Source organism: Acinetobacter sp. Ac8 (assembly GCF_055392545.1).
In genome coordinates this window covers 1,930,892-1,956,245 of record NZ_AP043689.1, presented here as the reverse complement: position 1 = coordinate 1,956,245, position 25,354 = coordinate 1,930,892, and the positions used below count along the sequence as shown (strand labels likewise).

The window sequence follows — 25,354 nt, the reverse complement described above, 5'->3', positions numbered from 1 at the left end:
TTTCCTATTTACCTCAATGAAGTGCGTATTTATTTTTTAATTTCAAACAAGATTCAGCACATTTTTCCAACACCAAATACAAGACAGGCGTTGTACACAATGTCAATAATTGACCCAAGGCTAAACCACCTACAATGACCACCCCCAAAGGCTGACGTAGCTCAGCCCCTTCTCCCCAGCTAAGTGCCAGTGGAATTGCACCCAGTAACGCGGCAGTATTGGTCATCAGAATTGGACGGAAACGAAGTGCTGCGGCAGATAAAATAGCCTGATATGCAGTCTTGCCTGCTCTTCTTTCTAATAAAGTAAAATCAATTAAAAGAATGGCATTTTTTACAACAATTCCGATCAATAAAAACATGCCCAAGAGTGCAATTAAGGTGAATTGGAAATTAAATAACCATAAGGTCAACAAAGCCCCCAAAGCCACTGCGGGTACTGTCGATAAAATTGTCAATGGATGAAGTAGACTTTCATAGGTAACCCCGAGAACGATATAAATAAGTAAGATCACCACACAGACAAGTAACGGCGTCGATAAACCAGCCTGTAAACTTTCTGCCTCGACATCTTTATCTGTCATGATAAAAATTCCATTGGGTAACATCACTTCGGGCAAGACACTACGAATAGCTGCATCCGCTTGTTCATAGCTATAGCCTTGTTTAACCACATAACCAATCCCCATTGCGGCATATTGGTTGCGTCGATAAACCCGATCATTGGTAATACCATAAGACCATGTGGCAAAATTACTAAGTGGTACAGCAATGCCTTGTTGGTTTGGAATGCGTACATTTGCCAGCGCTTCAGGGTGTTCAGTAAAGTGTTTATCGACTTCCATCACCACATAAAACTGTTGGGTTTGATCATAAATAGTCGAAATTTGGCGCTGCGAAAATGAGTTATTGAGTACACTTGAAATATTGTCTATATCCACACCCAAACGACGTGCTGCTTCACGGTCAATGTCTAAAGTCACATGCTGAGCACCTTCATCGCCCATGGTTTCAACTTCTTCTAACTCTGGAAGCTTCTGCATTGCCTGAGCAACTTTAGGTACCCACTGACGTAGCAACGCAACATCATCAGATTGCAGTAACAACAAATAATCTTGCCCACTTCCACTTGAAAATGGATCATCCAATTCTAGTTCCTGTTTGACTTGTGCAGAAAAAATCGCACCTGCCAGCCATGGGGCATTTTTTTTAATTCTATCTACAATTTCATGTGAAGATTTGCCATCTCGCTCTGCTTTGGGTTTTAAACTCACCATTAAAAAAGAATTGGTGATTCCGCCAGCACCACCAGACGTACCAATCACATCTTTGACTGCAGGATCCTTTAATACACTTTCGCTAAAGGTGGCGATTTTAGGTTGCATAATTTGAAAGGAGAAGCCGTCATCCCCCCGAATAAAAGCTTCAACCCGTCCAGTATCTTGCTCAGGTAATACCCGTTTGGGTAATGTTTGATAGACATATACAGAAGCAGCGATTGCACCGCCCCATAGCAAAATGACCAAATAACCATGTTTAATCATCCATTTCAGTGAATGCAAATAGAGTTGACTCAAACCCTGCATCAAGCGATGGCTATAGCGATATAAAGCCTGGTGTTGATAACGCTCCAATGGTTTTAAACAGCGTGCAGATAAGCTTGGCGTAAGGACTAGGGAGACAAATACAGATAAAATAATGATAAAAATCAGTGTTAAAGAAAACTCCCTAAATAATCGTTCGATCACACCACCCATAAATAGCACTGAAATAAAGATCACCACCAAAGCCAAATTCATTGCCAGCAAGGTCAGACCAACTTCTCGAATACCATTTAAGGCAGCTTGTATAGGCTGTTCACCTTGTTCTATATGACGTTCTATGTTTTCCAAAACCACAATTGCATCATCAACCACAAGTCCAATCGCAACAATCACCGCCATAATCGACAAGTTATTCAATGAAAATCCAGCGAGATAAACCAGACTGCATGCGCCAATCAAAGTCACCAGCAAAGCAATACTTGGAACAAGAGCACTTTGCAGACGACCTAACATCAGTGCGACCACAATAATCACCAAAAGCATGGAAAATAATAAAGTATCTCTTGCTTCATTTAAGCCTGCTCGAATAATTTCCGATCCATCCATCACTGTGGTCAGTTGTGAATCTGCTGGAATTAATCTGCTTAACTCTGGTAGTTTTTCTTTGATCTTTTCAATTGTGGCAACGGTATTTGCATTGGGCTGTCGGCTGATTTTGATAATGACCGCGGGTTTACCATTGTGAAAACCACTTACATAACGGTTTTCGACCGAATCCTGTACCTCAGCCACATCTTTTAAACGAACAACGGTCTGGCCATTTTGATGTACGATCAAATTGGCAAAATCACCCGCTTTTTTTAAATGACTTGGAAGCTCAACTTGCCAACGCAACTGTTCAGTTTCAATTACCCCTAATGCTTGTACTGTATTACTTTTTACAATCGCTTCACGAACTTGCTCCAAAGATACCCCTTGTGAAATCAAGGCATTTGGATTGAGTTGAATTCGCACAGCAGGCATAGATGCCCCGTCAATGACAACTTCCCCAACCCCATTAATTTGCGCAAGATTTGGCTGCAGCTGATTGCTGGCAATTTCATAGAGTTTGCCCGCAGAAAGATGTTCTGAACTCAAAGCCAAATAAAAAATTGGACTCTGGCTTGGATTGATCTTGAAATATTCAGGAGGGCTTGGCATTCCAGAAGGCAGCTGTGACATCGCAGCATTGATTGCAGCTTGGACCTCTCTGGCGGCTTCATTGATGTCAGTGTTTAAATCAAAATGCAAAACCACTTGGGTTGCGCTTTGATTACTTGAAGAATTAATCGCTTTTACCCCTGAAACGCCCATCATGGCACGCTCTAACGGCGTCGCCACGGTGGCAGACATACTTTCAGGACTTGCACCCGGTAAACTTGCTCGCACCACAATCGTTGGAATATCTGCCTGTGGTAAAGCGGCTACAGGTAAGCGAAAATAGGCCAATATACCCAATAATACAATTGCGATTCCGAGTAAAATACTGGCAACAGGTCGGTGAATAAAGGTCGAGAGAAAGGTCAAAACTCTCTCCTTGTCGTATCATGCTCTGCGGGTAAATCATCTACAGATAAATCTGAATTGGTGTGTTGCAATGAATATTGCAGTTGATCAAAAAATAAATAAACCACTGGTGTCGTAAATAACGTCAGGACTTGGCTTAAAATCAAACCACCGACCATAACGATCCCGAGAGGCTGACGTAATTCAGCCCCTGAACCCGATGCAAGCATCAATGGAATTGCCCCAACCAGTGCCGCAAGTGTGGTCATTAAAATTGGGCGAAAACGCATTAGTGCAGCTTGATAAATCGCTTGCTGTGCTGATAATCCGTCATGACGTTGTGCAGCCAAAGCAAAATCCACCATCATGATGCCATTTTTCTTGACCAGACCAATCAATAAAATGATTCCAATCAAGGCAATCATATCCAATGGTCGATTGACCATAAACAATGCCAACAAAGCACCAATTGCAGCAGAGGGCAAGGTAGAAAGAATGGTTATCGGGTGAATAAAACTTTCGTACAGAATGCCTAACACAATGTACATGGTCACTATTGCTGCAATCACCAACCAGAACGTATGTTGTTGCGAGTTATCATAGGCAGCGGCTGCACCTTGCAGTTTTACTTTGACTTCTGGTGGTAAATTTAGACGCTGTTGTACGCGATCAATCGCTTTGATCGCATCCCCGAGCGCGATCCCTGATGCAAGATTAAAAGATACCCCATTGGCTGGAAATTGTGATTGCTGTTGCAGAATAATAGGCACGCGTTTTTGCACAATATTGGCAACGGAACTGAGTAATATCGGTTCTCCTTGCTTATTGTGAATATAGGTTTGTCCTAAAGCATCTATACCTTGAGTGAATGTTGGGTCAAGTTCTAAAACAATACGATATTGATTAGATTGCGTGTATAAAGTTGCAATCTGGCGCTGCGCAAATAAATTTTGTAAAGCTAAACTGATATCTTCAATGTTTAAACCCAAACGTGCTGCGGCATCTCGATTGACATCAATAAATGCTTGTAAGCCTTGTCCGCCCTCTTCACTGGTGACTTGGGCAAATTCAGGTTGTTGTCGTAAAGCATCAACAAATATAGGGGTCCATTCGGCTAAATCTGTCGTTTTAGCAGCGCTTATACTCAGTTGATATTGAGTACGACTAATTTTATCTTCAATACTCAGCTCTTGTACTGGTTGCATCCAGCCTTGAATCCCATCAACTTGAGCAAACTGTCCTCTAAGTCGTGCCATAATTTGATCTACAGGATCTCTTTCAGCATGCGGCTTTAGATTAATTAAAATACGTCCATTACTCAGTTTTGGATTATTGGCATCTATACCAATAAATGAAGACAAACTTTCCACAGCAGGATCTTTTAAGATCTGCCCCGCGAGTGCTTGTTGACGCTCACTCATGGCTTGGAATGAAATATCATCAGGCGCTTCTGTCACCACCTGTATGACCCCACTGTCCTGTACAGGGAAAAAGCCTTTGGGAATCATCCAATACAGCAGACCCGCTAAAATGACGCTACTCAACATCACCGCAAGAGTCAGTACTTGATGCCGAAAAACCCACTGTAAAGCTTTACCGTATTGCTGAATAATTCGGTCTAGACTCCAGCGACTGTTTGAACTGGAATGCTTGGCATTTTTTAATAAATATGCGCACATCATTGGCGTCAATGTAAGTGACACCACCAATGAAATTGCAATTGCTGTTGCTAAAGTGACAGCAAATTCATGGAACAGTCGCCCAACCACATCCCCCATAAACAGTAATGGGATTAATACTGCGATTAGGGAAATCGTCAGGGAAATTAAGGTAAAGCCGATTTCTTTAGACCCTTTAAGTGCGGCTTGTAATAAGCTTTCCCCTGCCTCTCGATGTCGTGCAATATTTTCCAACATCACAATTGCATCATCGACTACAAAACCTGTCGCAATGGTGAGTGCCATTAAAGTCAGGTTATTGACAGAGAATCCTAAAAAATACATGACGACAAAAGTACCAATAATCGACAGTGGTACGGCAATGCTGGGAATAATCGTAGCGGATAAATTTCTTAAAAATAAAAAAGTCACCATCACCACCAAGCACACGGCAAAAACCAATTCTTTTTGCACATCATCAATGGAGCTGCGAATACTCTCAGTTCGATCGGTTAACACTCGAATTTTGACATTTTCAGGCAGATTCTTTTCTAGCTCAGGCAATATTTGCTTAATCTGATCTGCAACTTGAATCACATTGGCATTCGGTTGGCGCTGTACATTGACCAAGATTGCAGCTTGACTGCCTGCCCAAGCCGCCATATAGCGATCTTCGCTCCCTTCTATGACTTTTGCCACATCTCTAAGACGTATCAGTGCGCCATTGTTCCAGCGTAAAATTAGATTTTCATAATCTGCAATCGAACGAATCTGATCATTGGCATCCAACATGGTGGTGCGATATGGTCCATCAAAGCTGCCTTTGGGTTGATTTGCATTGGCAGAATTAATTGCGGATCGCACATCTTCAGCACTCATTTTATAGGCAGCAAGTGCCGCAGCATTCATTTGCACGCGTATTGCTGGACGTTGCCCACCCGCAAGGCTAACCATTCCGACACCTGAAAGCTGAGAAAGCTTTTGTGCAACTCGGGTGTCCACCATGTCGTAGACTGTTGTTAAAGGTAAAGTTTCTGAGCTGATGGCAAGGGTAATCACAGGAACATCAGCAGGATTTACTTTACGGTAAATCGGTGGTGCTGGTAGATCATTGGGTAATTTACTGCTGGCGGTACTGAGTGCTGACTGTACTTCCTGTTCAACGACACCAAGCTCTGCGCTCAGTTCAAACTGCAAGGTAATAACAGATGCGCCCACTGAACTACTGGAAGACATTTGCTTTAAACCAGCAATTTTGCCCATTTCTCGTTCGAGTGGTGCGGTGATTGTGCGTTGTACCGTATCGGGATTGGCACCAGGTTGAAAAGTATAGACTTGAATAATTGGATAATCGACCTGTGGCAAGGCAGAAACAGGTAGCAATCGCCAAACCAAGAAACCACTCAACAGCAGTGCTAACATCAATAATGTGGTTGCGACTGGACGTAAAATAAAGAACCGTGAAATATTCATGATTTATCCAGCAGTTGGCTTGGCCGTAGAAATTGGCTGTTGATTTTCTGCAACAATTTGAACTTCTTTGCCTTCCGAAAGACGATCAATTCCTTCAAGTACTACTTTTTCGCTCCCCTTTAATCCGTCTAAAACTTCAATTTGACCATTTGAGGTCATCCCCAGTTTTAACATGCGAATTTCGGCTTTGTTTTGCGGATTGATAATATAAACATAGCTGCCTTTTGCACCATGTTGTACGGCATCACTTGGGATACTGATTGCATTTTGAATGGTTTGAGTCTTTAAACGCACATTGACAAACTGATTTGGAAATAAAGCATCATCCTGATTTGTAAAAATTGCTTTTATTTTTAAAGTTCCAGTACTGATATCAATCTGATTATCTATTGCTTGAACATGCCCTAGCGCAAGTTGTTTTTGTTCTGTTTTATCCCAAGCACTTGCCAACACTTTATCGCCATTTTTTAAGGATTGACGCAGATTTACTAAATGGTTTTCTGCCACTGCAAATTGCACAAAAATTGGATGCACTTGAGTGATACTGACTAAACCAGCACTTTCATTGGCTTGAATAAGGTTGCCAGCATCTTTCTGTCTAAATCCAACCCGCCCCTCAATAGGTGCATAAATTTTAGTATAAGACAGCTGTAGTTTTGCAGCATCTACTTGCGCCTTGTTCGCCTGTATCTGACCTTTAAGCTGGTTGACCAGCGCCAATTGCTGTTCTACTTGTTGTTTCGCAATCGAATCTTGTTTAAACAGCAATTGATAGCGCTGCAACTCTGTTTCAGCATTGTGCAACTGTGCTAAATTCTGCTGCCGTGTTCCTTCAGCCTGTGCAAGTGCAACCTGAAATGGCGCTGGATCAATTTGTGCAAGGAGCTGTCCTTTTTTTACGGTTTGCCCTTCTTTAAAATAAATCTGCTGTAAAACCCCAGCAACCTGACTTTGTACATTCACAGTATGCGTAGGAATGACTGTACCAATTGCTTTGATTTCAACCTGTAAATCTTGTCGTTGTACTGGCACAGTTCGCACGGGTACAGGTTTACTCCATTGGCTATATTCCTCTGCGGGTTTGGATGAGGTTTTTTTCCAATAGAAGCCTGCTAGTCCGAAAATCATCAGCAGCATAAATCCAATTAAATATTTAAACTTACGGCCAATAAAACTTTTTTTTGGGTTTACATTTACAGATGGCTTACTCATAAAAACTCTTATTCATACAGTCGCAGAACGATCAAAATTTACAATTGCGAAATAAATAAAGTGAAATTTTAAAGTTATTCATCATTTATCAATTAGATAATTAAAGTGAAATTTCACAAGTACTAACCACCCATCCCATTAATAATCAAGAATAAATAGTCTTTTAGCTCGCTAATTATCATGTTGCATTTTGTAATTCTTATTATTGCATTTAATAATCATTATCACTATCATTATTTTCAACACCTCCCTTTAACCAATAAAACTCCATGTTGTTGGCTTTTCAAACAGGCAACGCTTATGAATTTGAACGTACAAAAGCAGCAATGGTTTGATCATATTTATCAAGACCATCAAAATACTTTACTTTTGTGGTTCAAACATAAACTTCACAACCATCACCACTCTGAAGATCTTAGTCAGGAAGTTTTTTATCGTGCATTAAAAAGTAACTACTGTTTTGAAAATATTAAAGAACCCAAAGCATGGTTATTGGGAATTGCGAAACACGTGATTATTGATCATTGGCGCCACCAACAAGTTGAACACTTATATCTAGATGCACTAATACATACACCACAGGATGGCTATCCATCTGTAGAACATGAAATATGTATTCGAGAAAGTGTCTATCAAGTTCAACAAACGCTAGAAAAGCTACCCGAACGCGTCGCACAGGTTTTTTTATTATCACAAATGGAAGATATGACTTACCGCGCAATCGGTGAAAAACTTAATATTTCTGAAGCCACAGTAAAACGAGATATGAAACAAGCTTTTTTAGCCTGTTCTAGTATTTATACTACGACATTTAACTCATAATTTTTTTACTTATAAAACAAACGATTCAATAAAAATAAATAGATAAAGCCAATTAGACATATTTAAAAATCCATCTCGAACTTTCATGACATCGATCTATTGATCATACAAATAGTTAAAACCCTCTCCCCTATTCGCGCCTGCTCACTATTGTTGTTACATCCAACGATATCCCTCATTTAAATCATAAAAAAATGAGCTTTTTTTAAAATAAAAACGACTAAGTAGATGAATATGACTCATACGAGAATCTAATGAAGGAACATCAAAGCAAACATGCATTAGCAATTGCAATTCGAACTGCAATTTGGGGCGGATCTATTTGTTTAATACATGGATCTGTAGTTGCAGCACCGAACCCATCTGATGGCCAAGAACAAAACTCTACTCAGCTTCCTACCATCACTGTATCTGCCAATAATACCAATAGCCTTACAACCGAAGGCTCTGGTTTATATACCGCTAAAGCTACCACAGCATCAACAGGCTTGGCACTCAGCCTAAAAGAAACACCGCAATCAGTTAGTGTCATGACCCAGCAAAGAATGCAAGATCAAAACCTTACACAACTGACTGATGTTGCAAACCAAGCTGCTGGATTAACCGTTAGCCAGTCTGGAAATGTAGGTTCCGATACTTCACCAATTTATTCACGCGGTAAAAGTGTAGATAGCTATTTACTTGATGGTGTAAAACTTCTAAGTACCTACTCTTCTATTTTTCAAAGCCAAGACACTGCACTTTTCGATAGAATTGAAGTGGTACGAGGAGCGACAGGTTTAATGACTGGTGCAGGTTCCGCCAGCGCTAGTATTAATATGCTTCGGAAAAAACCATTACAAGATTTTAAAGCATCAATCAGTACAGATCTTAGCTCATGGGATTCATACCGTTTCGATGGCGATATCTCAACACCTCTTAATCAATCGGGTACGCTTCGTGGACGTGCTGTCGTTGCTTATCAGAACTCGGACTCATACATAGATCGCTTCAATGAAGAACGCAAAGTGGCCTATGCGGTTGTTGACACTGATTTGTCAGATAAGACTCAAGCAAGTCTAGGCTTAAGCTATCAACAAATTTATATTACTGGACAAGCTCGTGGTGGTTTGCCTGCTTTTTATAGTGATGGGACACGAACAAACTGGTCGCGATCAGATTCAGCAGCACCCAGCTGGTCTTACTCAGATCGAACAACCACTTCACTCTTTGCTGATATCAATCATCAATTTAATGATAACTGGAAATTAAAGGCTTCATTAGCACGTATCATTACGGACTCAGATGAATTAGTTGGCTATGCAAGTGGTGGAACACCCAACAAAGAAACTGGTAGTGGGGTTTCGATTTATTCTACTCACTGGGCTTATAAACCAATTCAAGACTTGTTTAATGTCAGCTTAAACGGCTCATTTGATTTATTTAACCAAACCCATGATGTGATCTTTGGTTCAACATTAACCAGAAGTGAAAATAGCCAGCCGTACTTTACCAATTGGTGGATTGAGGGTTGGAGTGGAAATATTGATAATATATATAAATGGGATGGGAATACACCGGCACGTCCAAATAACCCTGCCGTAGGATGGACCAAAGAAAATAATACAAGTTCATCATTTTATACCGCAGCTCGGTTTAAATTAAGTGATGATTTAGCACTGTTGTTGGGATCACGCTTAGAAAATTGGAAGTTAAAAAAAGAAGACAATAGCTATGAGAAAAACACAATTACAATAACCAATCGAAAAGAAGAAAATAAACTGATCCCTTATCTTGGCTTAGTTTATGATCTCACTCCCAATTGGTCTGCTTATGCAAGTTATACAAATATATTTTCTCCACAAGATCTAAAAACAAGAGCTGGGGATTATATAGACCCATTAGAGGGAAATAGTACAGAACTTGGAATCAAGGGTGCTTTTTTTGACAATCAACTTAATCTAAGTGCAGCACTCTATGAAAATAAAGAAGATAATTTTGCGGTCGCGATTCCTGAACAGCCAGATGGCTCGCATTTAGCACCTGACGGATCTCAAGCATATATAGCAGAATCTGGAACCAAGAGTCGCGGTATTGAATTAGAAGCCACAGGAAAACTCTCAGATACTTGGCAAATCTCCTCAAGCTTTGCCCGAAATTTAAGCCGAGACCGTAATGGCAAGCTATTAAACTCTAATATTCCAAGTAATACTGCCAAACTTTATACAACCTATAAACTTCCTTATCTTAATGAAGCACTAACCGTTGGCGGAGGTATTCGTTGGCAAAGTGAAATTCAATCAGCAGATCATAAATTTACCCAGAGTGAATACAGTGTTGTTGATTTAATGGCACGTTATAAAATAAACAATAAATTAACAGCCAATCTCAATATAAATAATCTTTTTGATAAAAAGTATTATTTAACAACAGGCAATAGCTACTACGGTGCACCAACTAATTTTAGAGTGGGGTTAAAATACGATTGGTAATTCTGAAGTCTATTTATAATTAGCTAAACATTAGACTTCTTTCATAAGCCCATTTTAAAACATAGATTGAGATAAAATCCCCCCTCATCCTAGCCTTCTCCCAGTGGGAGAAGGGACTTTCAATAGCAATATGATTTACGCCATATAATCATTTTTTGATTTATGAAAAATTTTTATTGATTTAGCTTTAAATAAACCAATGAGTTAGATGTAGAGAAAGTTAGCTTAAAGGTGATTTTCTCTACAAATTCAAATGTTATCAATATAACTAAAATTAACTCCTCTGCTGGTATACCTCATCTATTGTTCTTCTGTTGATTGTTAAACTACCTATATGGCAGTGAACCAGCAAAGATTCTGCAAGGTCACAATGTTTATTTTCTAAGCTGCCTATATGGTAGTGAACTTTGCACCAATCCCTGAGGACACAGTTGTAGATTTCTAAGCTGCCTATATGGCAGTGAACTAGATGGTGTTATTTCTGTATCTTCTAGTGTTTTTCTAAGCTGCCTATATGGCAGTGAACAGGTACCAGATTCAATGATAAACGCTTTGATTTTTCTAAGCTGCCTATATGGCAGTGAACTTCCAGCAGGAGCAAGTTATCTTGTAGACACTTTTCTAAGCTGCCTATATGGCAGTGAACATTCCATATCCGAGTGGATTAAGTCGCATTTGTTTCTAAGCTGCCTATATGGCAGTGAACGGGCAACAGCTTCTACTTTGCTCTATGAGAAATTTCTAAGCTGCCTATATGGCAGTGAACATTATAAAATATCAGATTTAGGCGATATAACATTTCTAAGCTGCCTATATGGCAGTGAACCATACCCAAATCTTTCATATATGGTTTTTAGGTTTCTAAGCTGCCTATATGGCAGTGAACAGTGCCAAGCAATTGCTTCACCCTCTCTATCATTTCTAAGCTGCCTATATGGCAGTGAACTTATACAAAAAGAAAATGCCATTTTCTGGTCGTTTCTAAGCTGCCTATATGGCAGTGAACGATGCCTTGGCAATCAAGAAAATATTGTCTATTTTCTAAGCTGCCTATATGGCAGTGAACCACAGGTAAATCAACACTGATTCAATTTTTATTTTCTAAGCTGCCTATATGGCAGTGAACGTCCTATTCGGACTGTATCGACTTCCGTTATTTTTCTAAGCTGCCTATATGGCAGTGAACTTTAAAAACACGGTTTATTTCGGCTCTGAACGTTTTCTAAGCTGCCTATATGGCAGTGAACTTATAAACCCAATCAGGGAAATTTTGATAAATCTTTCTAAGCTGCCTATATGGCAGTGAACTATAATTTTAAATCAAAAAACATTCTGATAACAGCAAGTTAAATATAAAAACCATAAAATACCCAAAGTTTTTTAAAACATATATAACCTACTGATTTTATTAAACTATAAAATTATCAAAAAAATATTGGGGGAAGTTTTTGATGCGAACAAAAAATTCCTAAATTCTGAAGATCACTGCTTTACTATTTTATATACAGCACTTGATTCATCGAAATAAAATCACTTCCTAATAAAAATACATAACATAAAAACCATCCGAAGATGGTTTTTCTAACGCATGACTTATTAATTGAAGTGAAGTCAATCTTCATTTCAATATAATTGATTAAAATTTAAAGGTTGCACCTACAAATACTTTTTGACGCTCAACGAAGTATGCATCTGCACCATTTGACAATTTTTTATCAAGTAAATTAGTAAAACCACCACGTACAGTGAGCTTATCATTGACTTGATAATTGCTTGCTAGATTTACAATCGTATGCGGTTTTTGCATCGTAGGAGTAGCGCTTTTATCAGTTAAATATTGCTTACCTAAATATTGCGCAGACAATTCTACATTGAGTGGATCTATCGGTTGCCAATTTAGGGCTGAATTTACCGTTAATTTTGAAGTGGTCAGTAAGGTTGCACCAGTATCTTCATTTTTTGCTTTTAAGAAATACGTTGCATTATTATTCCATTTTAGATTGTCTAAAACTGGGAAATTTACAACCATTTCTAGACCACGCGTTACTGCATTTTGAATATTTTCATTTCGAGTAAACCAAATACCACCTTCGTGACCTAACGGCGAATAAGTGATTTTATTTTTAAAATCTGTATGGAAGAATGTCAAACCTAAATCTGTACCAAAACCAGTATAATTTACACCAATTTCATAGTTTGTGCTTTCCTCAGGCTTAAGGTTTGGATTACCTGTCATAAAGCAGCTACCACCCGTATAGGTATCTGGCTTTTGCTTACTGTCATACCAAATTTTACCTCTTAACCCATTGCAACCATTCCCACCAGATTCAGTTGCCCCACCAGGAGATGATTCTTTCACAGTTGGTGCACGGAAACCTTTTGCAATCCCCCCTTTAATCACAAGATCATCCATTGGACTATAAACTAAATAACCGCGTGGACTATGGTGATCACCATATTTATCATCATGATCTAAACGATTCCCTACTGTTAATGTCAAATTATCGAGCAGTGAAATATTGTCTTCAAGAAATAATGCCCAATTTTTATTATCCACCTTAGGGTCGGTATAGCTTTTCCCATCCCAACTGCCACCAGGTAGAGTACCAATTGTGTCAGTATTGGTTAATTCTTGTTTTTTCCATTGACCGCCAACAGTTAAGACTTGCTTAAACATTAGCTCAAATGGCATGGTTAAGCTACCTTCAACAATCAATTCATTTGATTTAGTCTTAGAACCAAGCACACTTGAATCATAGTCATTGTAGTATGCACTTAACTTAGATTTACCAATTGCCCACTCACCATCATGCGATACGCTATATGAATTATGTTCTAATTTTTTAGCTCCCCAACTGGTCTCCTGTTCTGCACCTGTTTTGGGGTTAATTTGAGAACCTTTTTCATTCTTTTGAATACTGTGCCCTGCTTCAAAACTGAATGACTGTTTATCTGTTGGCTGATAGTGCAACATCGCATTGTAGTTTTGATCTTGAGAACCTGTGGTTCCGTTACCTGCTGAATATTTCTTATCTGCCTCTCGTTCAGTCATCCCTGCAGTCAAGCGCAAACCTAAGCTATCAGTTAATGGACCTGCAGCCATGACACCTGTTTGTAAAGAAGTGCCTAAATCAGACGAAGTTGTTGGCTGAGTATAATTTAAAGTGACATTACCGCCCCAAGTATTGGGAATCTTCTTAGTAATAATATTAATTACACCTCCCATGGCATCTGAACCATATAAGGAAGACATTGGACCACGAACGACTTCAATTCTTTCAATCATATCGGGTGTAATCCAGTTTAAATCCTGACGACCTAAATCTGGACGATAACTTACATCTCTTGAAGACCCGATGCGTTTACCATCAACCAAAATCAGTGTGTAATTGTCTGGTAAACCACGCAATTTAATCTTAGAACCTTCCTTCGAAGGACTAATTCCACCTGTTACCCCAGGAACTTTACTTAATAACTCTCCAAGACTACCCACAGGTTGTTTTTCGATATCTTCGCTTGTAATAACACTAATACTTGCTGGTGCTTCTTTAACATCTACTGCCTGACTACTCGCAGTCACTACAATTGTTTTTAACTTTGTCGCATCTTCAGAAGTATCTTTTGCATATACTGAAATTGACATTGCGGTGAGTATAGAAATTGACAGTGTTTGAAATCTTAATTGTTTATTCATGTTAATACGCAACTTAAATTAAGGAGGAATTGTGAAAGAATTGTTGCGCATTGTATTTGAGCAAAACCTCAAATGCAATTGCTAATAATAATAATTATCATTTATTAAATTTTAATTTATGGTCAATTAACAGAAAAATACTTAATCATAATCATATGAAAAACAACGCTATAAAGGTCAAAACTAAGCTAAAGTTTTGTCAAAAAAGAATTCAAAAAATCTATTTATCGTATTGTTTCTAGTCTTTATTTTCAAAAAAGAGCTTACAAGCCATAAAACGGCCTGTAAGCTCTCTTTTGCTTATTTACTCAATATCATCAAGCTCAAATTGGTCAGCTTTACAGAATCAAATATATTAAAAATTTATAAATATCAAAATCATCAATAATTAGTACAACATTTTTGATCAATCTTACTCAGTTTTCTCTGATTCAATATAAATAAGACCCGCATTTCCCCCTAAAAAGCACAGTCCTATTTTTTGATAAAATTGATAATTTAAATATTACTTTTTCGGTAAAGTCGGTTTAGTCGCGTAATCGACACCATGCTTTTCTAAATACTCACGAATCAGTTGGCGAACCACTTGTGAAGGCTTTAGATCCTGACGGTTGCACAATTCTTCAAAAGCTTCCTTTTTATTCGGGTCTATCAAAATAGTTAATCTTGCTGTTTTATTTTCCATATCCCCAATCTCTTAATTTATTTAGAAATAGAATTCTAATAACATTTATGAGATTTTCAATGATATTTTTTTATTTTATGGTATTCATATTTATAACTTTACATTCATAGACTTAAGTCGACTATTTCACTCAAGATTTAACATCTTTATATGACCTATATTCGGGCTGTATTTATATGCTAAATATGCATTCTATTTTCTTAGTATTGATGATTTAAAATGGCTATTACATCGTATCCAATATAATAGCCAATTGCTGCTTTTAAGAAAAATCTAACTCTTTTTCAAAAATTCGAAGTTCATGTCTTGCCATCGCTAAGTTCGATTTTTGGCGATCCAATACTAGATATAAAAATAAATCGCTATTCTTTTCAAGTGGACGTAATAAATGGTACTGCTTCCCGAGTGTGATCAAAACATCATCAATCGTATCTTTCAAATCTAGTGCTTTTGCTGTTTTAATTTTTGCTCTTAAAACTTCCGTATTTCCAGCAGCAGCAAGCTCTAAATCGATCCCCGTTCCTTGAGCGGCAAGTGATAATCCGCTTGTATAGTCGACAAGTGCTGCTGCTGTGAAACCATCAATTTCAGCCAATGGATTTAAGTCAATTTTAGCCATTATTTTTTACCCCTTTTATTCAATATAAGATGATTTATATAGATTTATAACGCTATATAACAACATAAAAATATCATAAAATGATAATAAAATATTATATTATTATAATAATATGTGATTTTTTTAATATTTTTCAGCACCTTGACACAAAAAAGCCCTCCAATGAGGGCTCTATCAAACTTTTGTACTTTTTAACTCAGTGCTTACATCCTTATAGTAGAATTAGATCTTGCTCTTTTAGCGACTTTGATAATTTTTGTTTGTTTTATTTTTCTTAGGCAAATAGTAAATAAGAAATCAGAGAAAATAATTACAGACCCAAAATATCCAATTAATTTTTAAATCCAACACCATGATTGCATAGCATTTTTTGACAATAAAAAACAGCCAAAAGTACTCTTACTCAAAACCACAAAATTAGTCGTCATTCTGCTTGAATGATATTTTCATTTGTTTAAAAACCAAGCCCGATGCGATAAAACCAAGGCATCCAATAACGATAAACTCAACAATAGCTTCCGTTAAACCGAGAACAAAAAAAACTATGGATAAGACTACCGATACAGTAAAAACGATCTTCCCAAACATTAGAATTAAGCCACTTTAAAGATCAATGTTAATTTAACTATAAAATCATAGTATATAAGTTTTATGAAATTAAATAAGTAACTATAAATTTCTGTGTAATCGTTACTGAACTGAGCTCAATGATTGTCTATGTTTTGGATTTGTAGTCTTGCTTTAATCCGCTTTATTTTTATAGCGTTAGATGAAAATCCTATTTTTAGAAAAAATCTGAATAAATTATCAATCTATTAAATTTAACTGCCCATCCGTTATTTTTAAATTAAATGAAGTTAAGAATTTAGTAGTTCTGTTCTTTTGAAGATGAATCCTTGGGTTTATATCTATCAACTTCAATACAAACATTATGCACAATCTGAAAATACGCCAAAGTTAAAATACGATATCGGCAATAGCTGCAGAATCATGATAAAAACACTTTTTTATCTCAAATTTTAGATGCACTTTTCATGTAAATCCGTATTGATGATCAGGAAATTATTGACCTTGTCATGATAAAATCATTTTTTAAAAGCAATTCAAAAATCGTTTGGAAGAATTTTTCATGAAACTTATAGTAATTTTATCTACTTTTACGGTTTTACTTTCCGGTTGTGCTGCAATGAGTGTTGAACAATGTAAAACTGCAAATTGGTTTAACGTTGGTGAAAAAGATGGCGCTGTTGGAAATAAATCCCACATAGATAAATACTATTCCTCTTGTAAAAAAGCCAATATTATTCCTAGTCAAAATCTTTATGAAATGGGTTACCTAAAAGGTTTAGGGGCTTACTGTCAACCTGAAAATATCTTTTATGAAGCTTTAGAAGGTCGCGGTAATTTTAGAGTTTGCCCTGCAGAGAAACGTGAATCCTTACGTCATTATTATCAAGTGGCCAGTAACTTTTATCATGCGAATTCAGAATTTAATACTTCACAAAACAATCTAGATTACTATCTTGGAAAATTAGACAGCAAAGATCTATCTGCCAAAGATCGCGACGACTATAAAAAGAAATTATCTGATCTTCGTAGCAATAGCAGTCAAGTACGCTCACGTTATCAAGACGCACTTCGGAATCTGGAACGCTTTAAAGCTGAGCATGATCTCTATTAGTTTTAAACAAAGTCACAAACAACTACTCACGAGCGATTTCGAACACTGCTTTGGAATAAGTTATTCGAATAAAAAAGCCTCACATCACTGTGAGGCTTCCCCTTAATTTTGCGCTGATTAAGGATTATTGTATGTTTATTCACTATAATGAATTAACAATCACAGTTTTACTAAATAACGTGAAATGTGTCAATTTTAAATCATAGAATAAACATACTTTTTCAACTATTCACCATCATTCAATGATACAGACTTGTTTTCTTAAGGGACTATCTCCTGCAAGATCGTCATTAGATGAACCAATACCATGTGTAATGCCATTTTCATCATAAAATGACAAAAATGTATAAGTTCTATTTTTATCACAGTCTACATAATTGATCATTTTCATATATTTAAAAGAATTATCCTGCCTATCCTTAGCAACTCTCAGCATAACTGCTTTATATCTAGGCTGGTCCAATTTCGGCTCTCTTTTTACAAGAAAAAGCGACTTTTTTATTTTAGACGTATGTTTATCATCTAGCTCTTTTTTAAACTTTTCAATATCTAATTTTTCTTCAAGAAAAGTTGGTTTTATTGGATCAGCAAAGCTAAATTTCGAATTCAATATAAGAAATGCCAAGAGGATTTTTTTCATCATTGATTTAAATGTCATCTACAGTAAAGATCAGTCACATAAATTAAAGTCCCAACTTTCGATGGGTACATTTGCGAATTAATCTTAAAGACTTATATCAATATCGATGTTGTTGGCAATGTCAGAAACAATAACTTTACTTGTATTCACAATCAACCGACCTGTTTCCACGATCAGATCAACGGCATCCAAAGGATTGATCGAATTCACGATATCATTCATCACGCTAGAATCTTTTTGCTCTGGTTGAGATTGCTGTTCTAAATCTTGATTTTCTAAATTATTCACTTTGTTCTTCCATAAGCCTCGCATAAGAATTCCACAATGAATTCAGGGGCTATTCAGTTGACTACATCACGATAGCAGAACTATGCCATATTGCCTCTACGCGGCCAATAGCTGACATCTATTCACTGATTTGATCCTGCAAATGAAGAGTCTTAGATTGATCTTGTTGATATGTATCTTATTTTCAACATATAGTTCGACCCCATAATAAAACGAGACAGGCTATGGAAATGATTTTCATCGTTGGGACTGTCTTGATTGAAAAATTAAACCCTATTAAAAAGTAAAATTTGGTTCGTTTAGGTGATGGAATAAAGTTGTGGTTATTTCCTTCAGGAGACATTAAAACTTACAGTGTTTTAATTCCAAAAAACAGAAAATATTTTTTCTTTACCAGCATTTTTGATCCTCACCTTGTAGCCTGCTTTCTTAAATTCTTCACCCAGATTAACGATGTCATGTTGTGCGAAATCTGTAGTGATATATTCACTTACAAACAACTCTCCTTCATCGGCTTTTAATCTAATTTGTGTTTTCAAAAATCTTTTAAGCTGCTCAATTGAAAAATATGGCGCTTGATTGGAATCTGTTTTAGTCTCATTCATTTTAGGTATTGGCATTTAAAAACTCACACTCGCAAAGTAAAAAAATATTATGAACAGCTTAACTTTGAATTGAGTATAAAAATTGAAATATCATGTATTCCATGTCATTTCATTTACATGATTATTTTTTAACAACTTTTAGACAATGATGACACACCGCCAACTCTCCGTCTTTACAATAATGCGTATCAATCACCCGATGAAAGCCAAACATACATTTTAATAACTGGATCAAAATCAATCCCTCCATAAAGTAAAAAGCCCATCTCAAGATGAGCTTTTCCATTGAGCAGTTTTATTTTGGAAACCATACGCCAGTTGGCACATTTCCCAACAGGTGTACCAGTAAAGTTAAGGCAATAAATACGGAAAAGAAAAAAACGATGTTTATTGATTTGTCTATCATGATTTCACCCTCATTTTATTGTTGTTTCTTTTTTATACAATAAATTATGTAAAATATCAAACAATTTAAGCAACTTAAAATATATTTTTTACCATTTGTTAAAATAATTTATCAAATAATCAAAATGAAAAATTCATGGATAATCCAAAATGATCACCATTTCACTGTAACCCAAATGCAGCAAGGCAAAATGAAAAAATATAAAAAAAGACGCCTTAGCATCTTTTATTTATATGAAGTTTATTTAAACAATAATATTTAATTTTTTAAGTAAAAAATTTTTAATAATTTCATTCTCATCTAATAACATCAGTTCATCAGATACCCAAAAAATATAAAATACGTTTTTAAACTGAATCTTTCTTTTAAAATAGTTTGTTGTTGAATTGGGTAATTTGCCTTTTACTTTAAAAGACTTTTTATTATCATTTCCTAGCAACTTACTTCCATGCCAGGGACCGCCTATACAAATATTCATAAGAATTAATTTTAAAGATGTTGTTCTGAATTTACATCAAATCTATAAATAAACAACCCATACCTTCGTATAAATTTTAAGCAAAACAATAATAGGCCACATCATTGGATCAAATAGCGCATTATTTGAACTCCAATGATGTCAAGTTAGAAAGCAGAACATCCGTTTACAGTAGCTATTCCCAATATGAATTCATTCATATTTATTAAAAGTGTGCTTAAAATCACATTAAATCCTCAATATTCTTTCAATAAAGCTTAACTATTCAGCTTTCCATCGATACTAATATTCATTTTTCAAATCGTTTTATGCTTTTAGATAGAAGCCAGATACTTATCATTTATTGATTAGGCTAAAATTAATAAACCCACCTAAAAAATAGCTGGGTTTATTAAAGACTTAAATACCAAGTCAAAGTGAAAAGCACAACCTTCTTCACTGATTAAATTTTACACAATTCATATTAAGATTCAAGAAAATATTTTACCTTTTGGTAAAGCTTGATATATGTATCGTAAATTTTATGTAACAGACTGCTTAAATCCTCAGCAAATCGCCTAAGGATTGTCGGTCTAAGCGATCTAAAGCTTAAATTTTCATGGATTACAATAACCACGCGCTTGATTCAAATATGTCATATCACACATATAAAAACTGGATTCAACATATTGATTAAATATAATAATTTATAATTCAAAAACGTAGCCCGATAAATTTTCCAATCACCCCGTAAGTGAAAGTAAATATGAAATATTTAGAGTAATAAGCCTATTACTATAATACTCATACATAAAGTCATTCGCTTTTTAAAAATTTTTTAAGCTTTGGTTATTTATACTTATACGATCATTAATTGGGTTTTGACAAATGATTGACAATCTCACCTATTTTGCAAAAGTTATAAGAGCATATTTTGTCTCAGATAAGCAATATTTAACCAAACGTTTTATTAATAAACTTGGTTATATTCCCAATTTTGATCAGCCCAAAAGTTTTAATGAAAAAGTTACAGCAAGAATGATTTTTGAAAGAGATCCATTACATACCTTATTGGCTGATAAATTGGCTGTAAGAGAAGTGATCAGCAATAAAATTTGTTCTTCTCATCTGGTCCCATTGATCGGTGTATACCAATCTTTCAATGAAATTGACTTTAATCGACTGCCCGATAGATTTGTTTTGAAATGCAATCATGATAGCGGCAGCGCAATAGTCTGCAATGATAAGTGTCAATTTGATCAAAGAAATGCGGAAAACAAATTAACGCATCATTTAAAGCAAAATATGTATTTCAGGAAAAGAGAATGGCATTACAAAAATATTAAGCCATCAATTTTAGCTGAACAATATGTTGAATTATTGATTGACCAAGAAACTAAATTAACCATTACCACATGTAGAGTCCATTGCTTTGAAGGTCAACCCAAATTTATCGAAGTCGATGTACAAGATAGTCTCAAAAATGAATATTCAAATATTTACGATACATCGTGGACACTCCAACCATTTACAGTTGATTTAAAAAGCAATAGCCCTGCATATTTAAAAAAACCAGCTCGGCTAAGCATCTTAATTGAGTTATCACAAACGCTCTGCCTGAAATATGGTTATAGTCGAATAGATTTTTTGATATCAAAAAATAATATCTATTTCAGTGAAATAACCCTAACACCTAATGCTGGAAGAATGGTCATTGAACCCAAAGAGTGGGATATGAAACTTGGTAGTTATTGGCATTTATTTTAAAATAATGTAAAAAATACCCACAAAGAGCTGGACTTGTGGGTATATAAATCATAAAAAATGAGTAAAACACACACGAAGTTTAATTCAATGAAAATATAACTTATTGCATGTAGTCTATATATCGCTACACAATAAATTTAAACTCAAATTTTCCTTTATAATCAATAGTATCTAAATAATCTTTGATGTCATGTGCTATATTCTTAAAGGTTTCTAAAACATCACTTGGTGGATCAATAACGACTTCTATTTTATAATTTTCATCTTCTTTTTTTGTAGTATGTGTATATACGCCATCACAGCTCATTTTTAATTTTAGATAATCCTCTAGCGTTTTAGTTAAATGATTTGTTACCAGCTCAATTTTTGAAAATTTGTGCATATCCCCTCTTTCCTAAATCACTAGTCATAACCAGATAAAGAATTTCGTATCTCCCCAATCAAATACTCTTTAACTTATCAGAAAGACCAGTTATCCAAACGTTGGTGCTTAAGTTACGATTCACTATATCGTATTTTATAGATATACTAATTCAATCTTAGGTTGAAAATCAACTACTATTCTTTTGAAATTTCTACTATTTTGAGATTTAATGCCAATAAAAAAACCATTTTTAGTTATTTTCCCCTTCTATTCTTATATTTCCTAGTATATTTATACCCATGTAGTTCTTAAAAAAGATCTTTCATAAATCAAAAAAAGATCATGTTGAGTGAATCAGATTGATATTGAAAGTTTCTTCTCGCTTTGGGAGAAGGCTAGGATGAAGGGGATTTTATGTTGATCTATGGTCTTACAAAGGACTTATTCAGATGTCTAAAATATAAAACTTAAAGTCATATCTACAATGGTTGCAACCGTTCATATCATTTTACACAGCACTAATCCAAGAGCGAGACAGTCCATGTATGACCTAATCTAAGTACAACCTAATCTAAGTTTGATGAATAAAACACGAAAATATTTTATCTTCAAATGACAACAAAATCAAAAATGTTATTGATTTAAATGAATTAATATTTATAAAACTCAGGATAGTGATTTTAAAACCAATGACAATAAATCATTTATCATCATGCGTTCATCTATTTTCATACAAGACTCATTTAGAGACGATTATAACAATATCTTAAAATTCTTATAACCAATAGACACTTAAATAAAAATTACTGATTAAATTAAGAAACTGATAGACATTTTTAAAGTTTTTTAAAGTTTTTTAAAGTTTTTTAAAGTTTTTTAAAGTTTTTTAAAGTTTTTTAAAGTTTTTTAAAGTTTTTTAAATGAATACTTTTTGTTTCATAACATTTCCAGCATATAAGTCTATCTATAAAAGTGTTATAGTATAACAATTCAAAAAAGAGCTTTTCATGACAAATCCATATATCAATAGCAAGTTCTATATTTTAATTTTGGTCTTATTTATATCAATTATGACCACTAATGTAATCCACAATGACTTTTCAGACAGCTTATTAACCATAATTAACTGTTTTATCATCATAAAAATATTACATGTATTGTCCATTCAACTTTTAAACACAATCTTTAAAATTTGCAATCCTTAATTCATTTAAACTATATAGTTATATTTATTCAATATAGATAAATAAAATGACCTACAGCAATGACCAAAATATTTAAAATAAAAATACTTATAAGTACAAATAAGTTTAGGAAATGCTAAAATCGTCAATTTAATTTTTATAGAAAAAAACCCTCAAATGAGGGCTCTTATACACTTCTTCTTAGTATCCAACAGTAAAACGTTGATTAATATGGTTGTTATTTTCAATTTCATCAGATAATGCTATTGCAAAATCTTCAGCTGAAATTTTACTGCCGTCTTTACCAATTATAAGTTCATCTTTGCCTAAACGAAATTCTCCTGTACGTTTTCCTGGACCAAACTCTGCCGAAGGTGATATAAAAGTCCATTCAATATCATCGACTTGTTTAAGTTTTTCAAGGAAATTTACAGCAGCTTCTGCTTCAGGTTTATACGCAGCAGGAAAGTCATCTGTATCCAATAAGCGTACATTTTTGTTGGGAATAGTCAATCCACCAGCACCACCAACAACCAAATAACGCTTAACTTTAGAATCCCGAATTGTGTTAATCAATGCATTCGCATCTAAGCCATGAAAAGGAACAGCACTTATCACAACATCTTGCCCTTTTAGAGCTTCTACAAGCGCTTCATGATCATTTAAGTCCACATCTACGGATAAGACACGCTCTGTATCTGGTACTTTATGTGTATTACGTGCGATGGCTTTAACGTAATGACCACGTGAAACAAGCTCTTCTAAAATACGTGAACCCGCCATACCTGTTGCACCAATTAAAGCAATCTTCATAATCGTTCCTCACTTATTTAAGATAATTCAAAAATTTTAATCAAATAGTTTTATAAATCTTTAAATATAAAACTTATAATGTTTAAAATTTTATAAATAATTTACATATGAAATAATCAACAATTTATAGATTAAGATTGATAATCCATTATCACCTATATAACTCCATTTTGAATTATTAGTTAAGTTTACTTTCTGTCAAAATCATGTAAACAATGTCACTTTTTAATAGCTCTCATGTATAAGTATTTATTTTAAGAATAATGATTTTAGTAACTAGCTTTCACTTGAATAAAGTTTATGCCTTATTTTAAAATATACCTACTAAGATGGCTGAGTTGCATTAACTGCCCCCATTAAAGGTGGTCAAGAAACAGAAAAACGTTATGATTATTCACTTCGGGTAGCTAAACACGCAGCCCTAAATTTTCATGTTTAAAAACTGCTAAGAGTGTAGCATCGTATATTCAGGATGTAGTTTTGATTAGTTAAGTTACTCTATGAGGTAACTCTTAGTCACTTTAGACCGATTAAATTAAAGCTAAAATTATAAAAATGAATTGAGAAGCTTAGAATATTTGATTCAACTGCTTCTCATCATTTGTCGTTGCTGGCGAACTAATCCTAGCTGCATCTTTCTCTCAAGTATTTCTTCTTCAGAGAATGATAAAGAATCTTTTAATATTTCAATAGGTAATGAACTATTTTCAATCAAATAGCAGTCTTGATCAGTTGACCATTCTGAAATCAATGCTGCTTTTTTTCGCTTATGTCTATGATGCATATAAATACCCTTAATCAAAAAGCTTATAGATTTATTTGCCGATCTACCCATTCCAAAAAATTATTTTTATTATTTATTTCGGGTGCGTTGACTATTACTATATTTTTTTTACTGCCAAATTTACCCGAGATTTTGTTTGGTTTCTCAAAATTGAACTCATCATCTGTGCCCTCATTTAAAGCTCTAAAATATTCAGCGATCTTCTCAAAATTTGTTTTACTATTAAAGTCAGGTCTTAAAAGTAAAAAATTATAAATTTGTTCTAAAACAAAATCATAGTTAATATTTTTCATAATGTGCTCAGTTCAAATTTATTTAAATGATTTAAGTACTTTCAAATTAATTATATCTAACGATAGAATGATTAAATTCTATCGTTAGATGGTTTATAGTGACTATACCTTTCCACGAGAAATAAAACCAATCACTGTAAGAATAACAGCGACAACCAATAGAATAACTGCAAAATCTTTTGAAAGACCTGCTACACCACCAAATCCTAAAAGACTCGCTATAAGTGCTATTACAGCAAAGATAATCGCCCAACGAAACATACTATATTACTCCCTAAAATATATTTTGATTTAAAATAACACTATAAATTAATATTTTAATTCAAGTGTTATTTTATGTGATTAAAATG

Annotated in this window: 18 protein-coding genes and 1 CRISPR repeat array; of the genes, 4 read left to right on the top strand and 14 right to left on the bottom strand. The window is 35.1% G+C overall.

Annotated elements, in window-relative coordinates:
- Positions 1 to 13: 13 nt before the first annotated feature.
- The 3 genes from ACZ5QH_RS09095 to ACZ5QH_RS09085 are packed head-to-tail and all read right to left on the bottom strand — an operon-like array spanning position 14 to position 7,431.
- The gene (locus tag ACZ5QH_RS09095; RefSeq protein WP_464016794.1) at positions 14 to 3,109 is read right to left on the bottom strand and encodes an efflux RND transporter permease subunit; all 3,096 of its coding nucleotides are present in this window, start codon (positions 3,107 to 3,109) and stop codon (positions 14 to 16) included.
- The gene (locus ACZ5QH_RS09090; RefSeq protein ID WP_303577041.1) at positions 3,106 to 6,219 is read right to left on the bottom strand and encodes a multidrug efflux RND transporter permease subunit; all 3,114 of its coding nucleotides are present in this window, start codon (positions 6,217 to 6,219) and stop codon (positions 3,106 to 3,108) included. The genes ACZ5QH_RS09095 and ACZ5QH_RS09090 overlap by 4 nt, the downstream gene beginning before the upstream one ends.
- Before the next feature lie 3 nt (positions 6,220 to 6,222).
- Positions 6,223 to 7,431 (bottom strand): efflux RND transporter periplasmic adaptor subunit, encoded by a 1,209-nt coding sequence (locus tag ACZ5QH_RS09085; RefSeq protein WP_303577040.1) that lies wholly within the window; start codon positions 7,429 to 7,431, stop codon positions 6,223 to 6,225.
- Between the two features lie 300 nt (positions 7,432 to 7,731).
- Here ACZ5QH_RS09085 and ACZ5QH_RS09080 point away from each other — a divergent pair, with 300 nt between their 5' ends.
- Positions 7,732 to 8,253, top strand: a complete 522-nt coding sequence (locus tag ACZ5QH_RS09080; RefSeq protein ID WP_004820783.1) for an RNA polymerase sigma factor — start codon at positions 7,732 to 7,734, stop codon at positions 8,251 to 8,253.
- A gap of 254 nt (positions 8,254 to 8,507) precedes the next feature.
- Positions 8,508 to 10,724, top strand: coding sequence for a TonB-dependent siderophore receptor (locus tag ACZ5QH_RS09075; protein ID WP_303577039.1), 2,217 nt, complete (start codon positions 8,508 to 8,510; stop codon positions 10,722 to 10,724).
- 318 nt (positions 10,725 to 11,042) lie between these two features.
- A CRISPR array of direct repeats spans positions 11,043 to 12,032; the repeat unit is 28 nt; unit sequence TTTCTAAGCTGCCTATATGGCAGTGAAC.
- A gap of 328 nt (positions 12,033 to 12,360) precedes the next feature.
- Here the strand turns inward: ACZ5QH_RS09075 and ACZ5QH_RS09070 are convergent.
- The 3 genes from ACZ5QH_RS09070 to ACZ5QH_RS09060 form a co-directional block, all read right to left on the bottom strand.
- The gene (locus ACZ5QH_RS09070; protein WP_303577038.1) at positions 12,361 to 14,418 is read right to left on the bottom strand and encodes a TonB-dependent receptor domain-containing protein; all 2,058 of its coding nucleotides are present in this window, start codon (positions 14,416 to 14,418) and stop codon (positions 12,361 to 12,363) included.
- A gap of 505 nt (positions 14,419 to 14,923) precedes the next feature.
- Positions 14,924 to 15,103, bottom strand: coding sequence for a ribbon-helix-helix protein, CopG family (locus ACZ5QH_RS09065; RefSeq protein ID WP_004721206.1), 180 nt, complete (start codon positions 15,101 to 15,103; stop codon positions 14,924 to 14,926).
- A gap of 262 nt (positions 15,104 to 15,365) precedes the next feature.
- Positions 15,366 to 15,722: a hypothetical protein gene (locus ACZ5QH_RS09060; protein ID WP_004721210.1), complete on the bottom strand. Its 357-nt coding sequence runs from the start codon at positions 15,720 to 15,722 to the stop codon at positions 15,366 to 15,368.
- A 1,129-nt stretch (positions 15,723 to 16,851) separates the two neighbouring features.
- Here ACZ5QH_RS09060 and ACZ5QH_RS09055 point away from each other — a divergent pair.
- The gene (locus ACZ5QH_RS09055) at positions 16,852 to 17,403 is read left to right on the top strand and encodes a DUF2799 domain-containing protein (RefSeq protein ID WP_244015726.1); all 552 of its coding nucleotides are present in this window, start codon (positions 16,852 to 16,854) and stop codon (positions 17,401 to 17,403) included.
- 235 nt (positions 17,404 to 17,638) lie between these two features.
- On the opposite strand, the gene ACZ5QH_RS09050 is transcribed toward ACZ5QH_RS09055, so the two are convergent.
- The 3 genes from ACZ5QH_RS09050 to ACZ5QH_RS09040 all read right to left on the bottom strand — a co-directional run bounded on the left by ACZ5QH_RS09050 (position 17,639) and on the right by ACZ5QH_RS09040 (position 18,951).
- On the bottom strand, positions 17,639 to 18,046 hold the full coding sequence (locus tag ACZ5QH_RS09050) for a hypothetical protein (RefSeq protein ID WP_303577037.1): 408 nt from the start codon (positions 18,044 to 18,046) through the stop codon (positions 17,639 to 17,641).
- 81 nt (positions 18,047 to 18,127) lie between these two features.
- Positions 18,128 to 18,331 (bottom strand): hypothetical protein, encoded by a 204-nt coding sequence (locus ACZ5QH_RS09045; RefSeq protein WP_303577036.1) that lies wholly within the window; start codon positions 18,329 to 18,331, stop codon positions 18,128 to 18,130.
- A gap of 359 nt (positions 18,332 to 18,690) precedes the next feature.
- A complete protein-coding gene (locus ACZ5QH_RS09040; protein ID WP_224965320.1) occupies positions 18,691 to 18,951 on the bottom strand; it encodes a hypothetical protein in 261 nt (86 codons plus the stop codon).
- A 1,736-nt stretch (positions 18,952 to 20,687) separates the two neighbouring features.
- On the opposite strand from ACZ5QH_RS09040, the gene ACZ5QH_RS09035 reads away from it, so the two are divergent.
- Entirely contained in the window at positions 20,688 to 21,566 is an 879-nt protein-coding gene (locus ACZ5QH_RS09035; protein WP_303577035.1) for an ATP-grasp fold amidoligase family protein, read from the top strand.
- 124 nt (positions 21,567 to 21,690) lie between these two features.
- Here the strand turns inward: ACZ5QH_RS09035 and ACZ5QH_RS09030 are convergent, their stop codons facing one another.
- The 5 genes from ACZ5QH_RS09030 to ACZ5QH_RS09010 form a co-directional block, all read right to left on the bottom strand.
- On the bottom strand, positions 21,691 to 21,948 hold the full coding sequence (locus tag ACZ5QH_RS09030) for a hypothetical protein (protein ID WP_004820762.1): 258 nt from the start codon (positions 21,946 to 21,948) through the stop codon (positions 21,691 to 21,693).
- A gap of 1,367 nt (positions 21,949 to 23,315) precedes the next feature.
- Complete coding sequence (locus tag ACZ5QH_RS09025; protein WP_004820758.1) at positions 23,316 to 23,927, bottom strand: NAD(P)-dependent oxidoreductase; 612 nt, start codon at positions 23,925 to 23,927, stop codon at positions 23,316 to 23,318.
- A 583-nt stretch (positions 23,928 to 24,510) separates the two neighbouring features.
- The gene (locus ACZ5QH_RS09020; protein WP_004820756.1) at positions 24,511 to 24,711 is read right to left on the bottom strand and encodes a hypothetical protein; all 201 of its coding nucleotides are present in this window, start codon (positions 24,709 to 24,711) and stop codon (positions 24,511 to 24,513) included.
- A gap of 23 nt (positions 24,712 to 24,734) precedes the next feature.
- Positions 24,735 to 25,004, bottom strand: coding sequence for a hypothetical protein (locus ACZ5QH_RS09015; RefSeq protein ID WP_034611914.1), 270 nt, complete (start codon positions 25,002 to 25,004; stop codon positions 24,735 to 24,737).
- A gap of 102 nt (positions 25,005 to 25,106) precedes the next feature.
- Positions 25,107 to 25,265 carry a DUF1328 domain-containing protein gene (locus ACZ5QH_RS09010; RefSeq protein WP_004721227.1) on the bottom strand — a complete coding sequence of 53 codons (159 nt, stop codon included), beginning with the start codon at positions 25,263 to 25,265 and terminating at the stop codon, positions 25,107 to 25,109.
- Positions 25,266 to 25,354 lie beyond the last annotated feature (89 nt).

What these genes read in the sequence shown, in the direction of transcription:
- ACZ5QH_RS09090 (WP_303577041.1), bottom strand. Translation starts at nt 6,219, where the DNA reads ATGAATATTTCACGGTTCTTTATTTTACGTCCAGTCGCAACCACATTA.
- ACZ5QH_RS09085 (WP_303577040.1), bottom strand. Translation starts at nt 7,431, where the DNA reads ATGAGTAAGCCATCTGTAAATGTAAACCCAAAAAAAAGTTTTATTGGC.
- ACZ5QH_RS09080 (WP_004820783.1), top strand. Translation starts at nt 7,732, where the DNA reads ATGAATTTGAACGTACAAAAGCAGCAATGGTTTGATCATATTTATCAA.
- ACZ5QH_RS09075 (WP_303577039.1), top strand. Translation starts at nt 8,508, where the DNA reads ATGAAGGAACATCAAAGCAAACATGCATTAGCAATTGCAATTCGAACT.
- ACZ5QH_RS09070 (WP_303577038.1), bottom strand. Translation starts at nt 14,418, where the DNA reads ATGAATAAACAATTAAGATTTCAAACACTGTCAATTTCTATACTCACC.
- ACZ5QH_RS09065 (WP_004721206.1), bottom strand. Translation starts at nt 15,103, where the DNA reads ATGGAAAATAAAACAGCAAGATTAACTATTTTGATAGACCCGAATAAA.
- ACZ5QH_RS09060 (WP_004721210.1), bottom strand. Translation starts at nt 15,722, where the DNA reads ATGGCTAAAATTGACTTAAATCCATTGGCTGAAATTGATGGTTTCACA.
- ACZ5QH_RS09055 (WP_244015726.1), top strand. Translation starts at nt 16,852, where the DNA reads ATGAAACTTATAGTAATTTTATCTACTTTTACGGTTTTACTTTCCGGT.
- ACZ5QH_RS09050 (WP_303577037.1), bottom strand. Translation starts at nt 18,046, where the DNA reads ATGATGAAAAAAATCCTCTTGGCATTTCTTATATTGAATTCGAAATTT.
- ACZ5QH_RS09040 (WP_224965320.1), bottom strand. Translation starts at nt 18,951, where the DNA reads ATGCCAATACCTAAAATGAATGAGACTAAAACAGATTCCAATCAAGCG.
- ACZ5QH_RS09035 (WP_303577035.1), top strand. Translation starts at nt 20,688, where the DNA reads ATGATTGACAATCTCACCTATTTTGCAAAAGTTATAAGAGCATATTTT.
- ACZ5QH_RS09030 (WP_004820762.1), bottom strand. Translation starts at nt 21,948, where the DNA reads ATGCACAAATTTTCAAAAATTGAGCTGGTAACAAATCATTTAACTAAA.
- ACZ5QH_RS09025 (WP_004820758.1), bottom strand. Translation starts at nt 23,927, where the DNA reads ATGAAGATTGCTTTAATTGGTGCAACAGGTATGGCGGGTTCACGTATT.
- ACZ5QH_RS09020 (WP_004820756.1), bottom strand. Translation starts at nt 24,711, where the DNA reads ATGCATCATAGACATAAGCGAAAAAAAGCAGCATTGATTTCAGAATGG.
- ACZ5QH_RS09015 (WP_034611914.1), bottom strand. Translation starts at nt 25,004, where the DNA reads ATGAAAAATATTAACTATGATTTTGTTTTAGAACAAATTTATAATTTT.
- ACZ5QH_RS09010 (WP_004721227.1), bottom strand. Translation starts at nt 25,265, where the DNA reads ATGTTTCGTTGGGCGATTATCTTTGCTGTAATAGCACTTATAGCGAGT.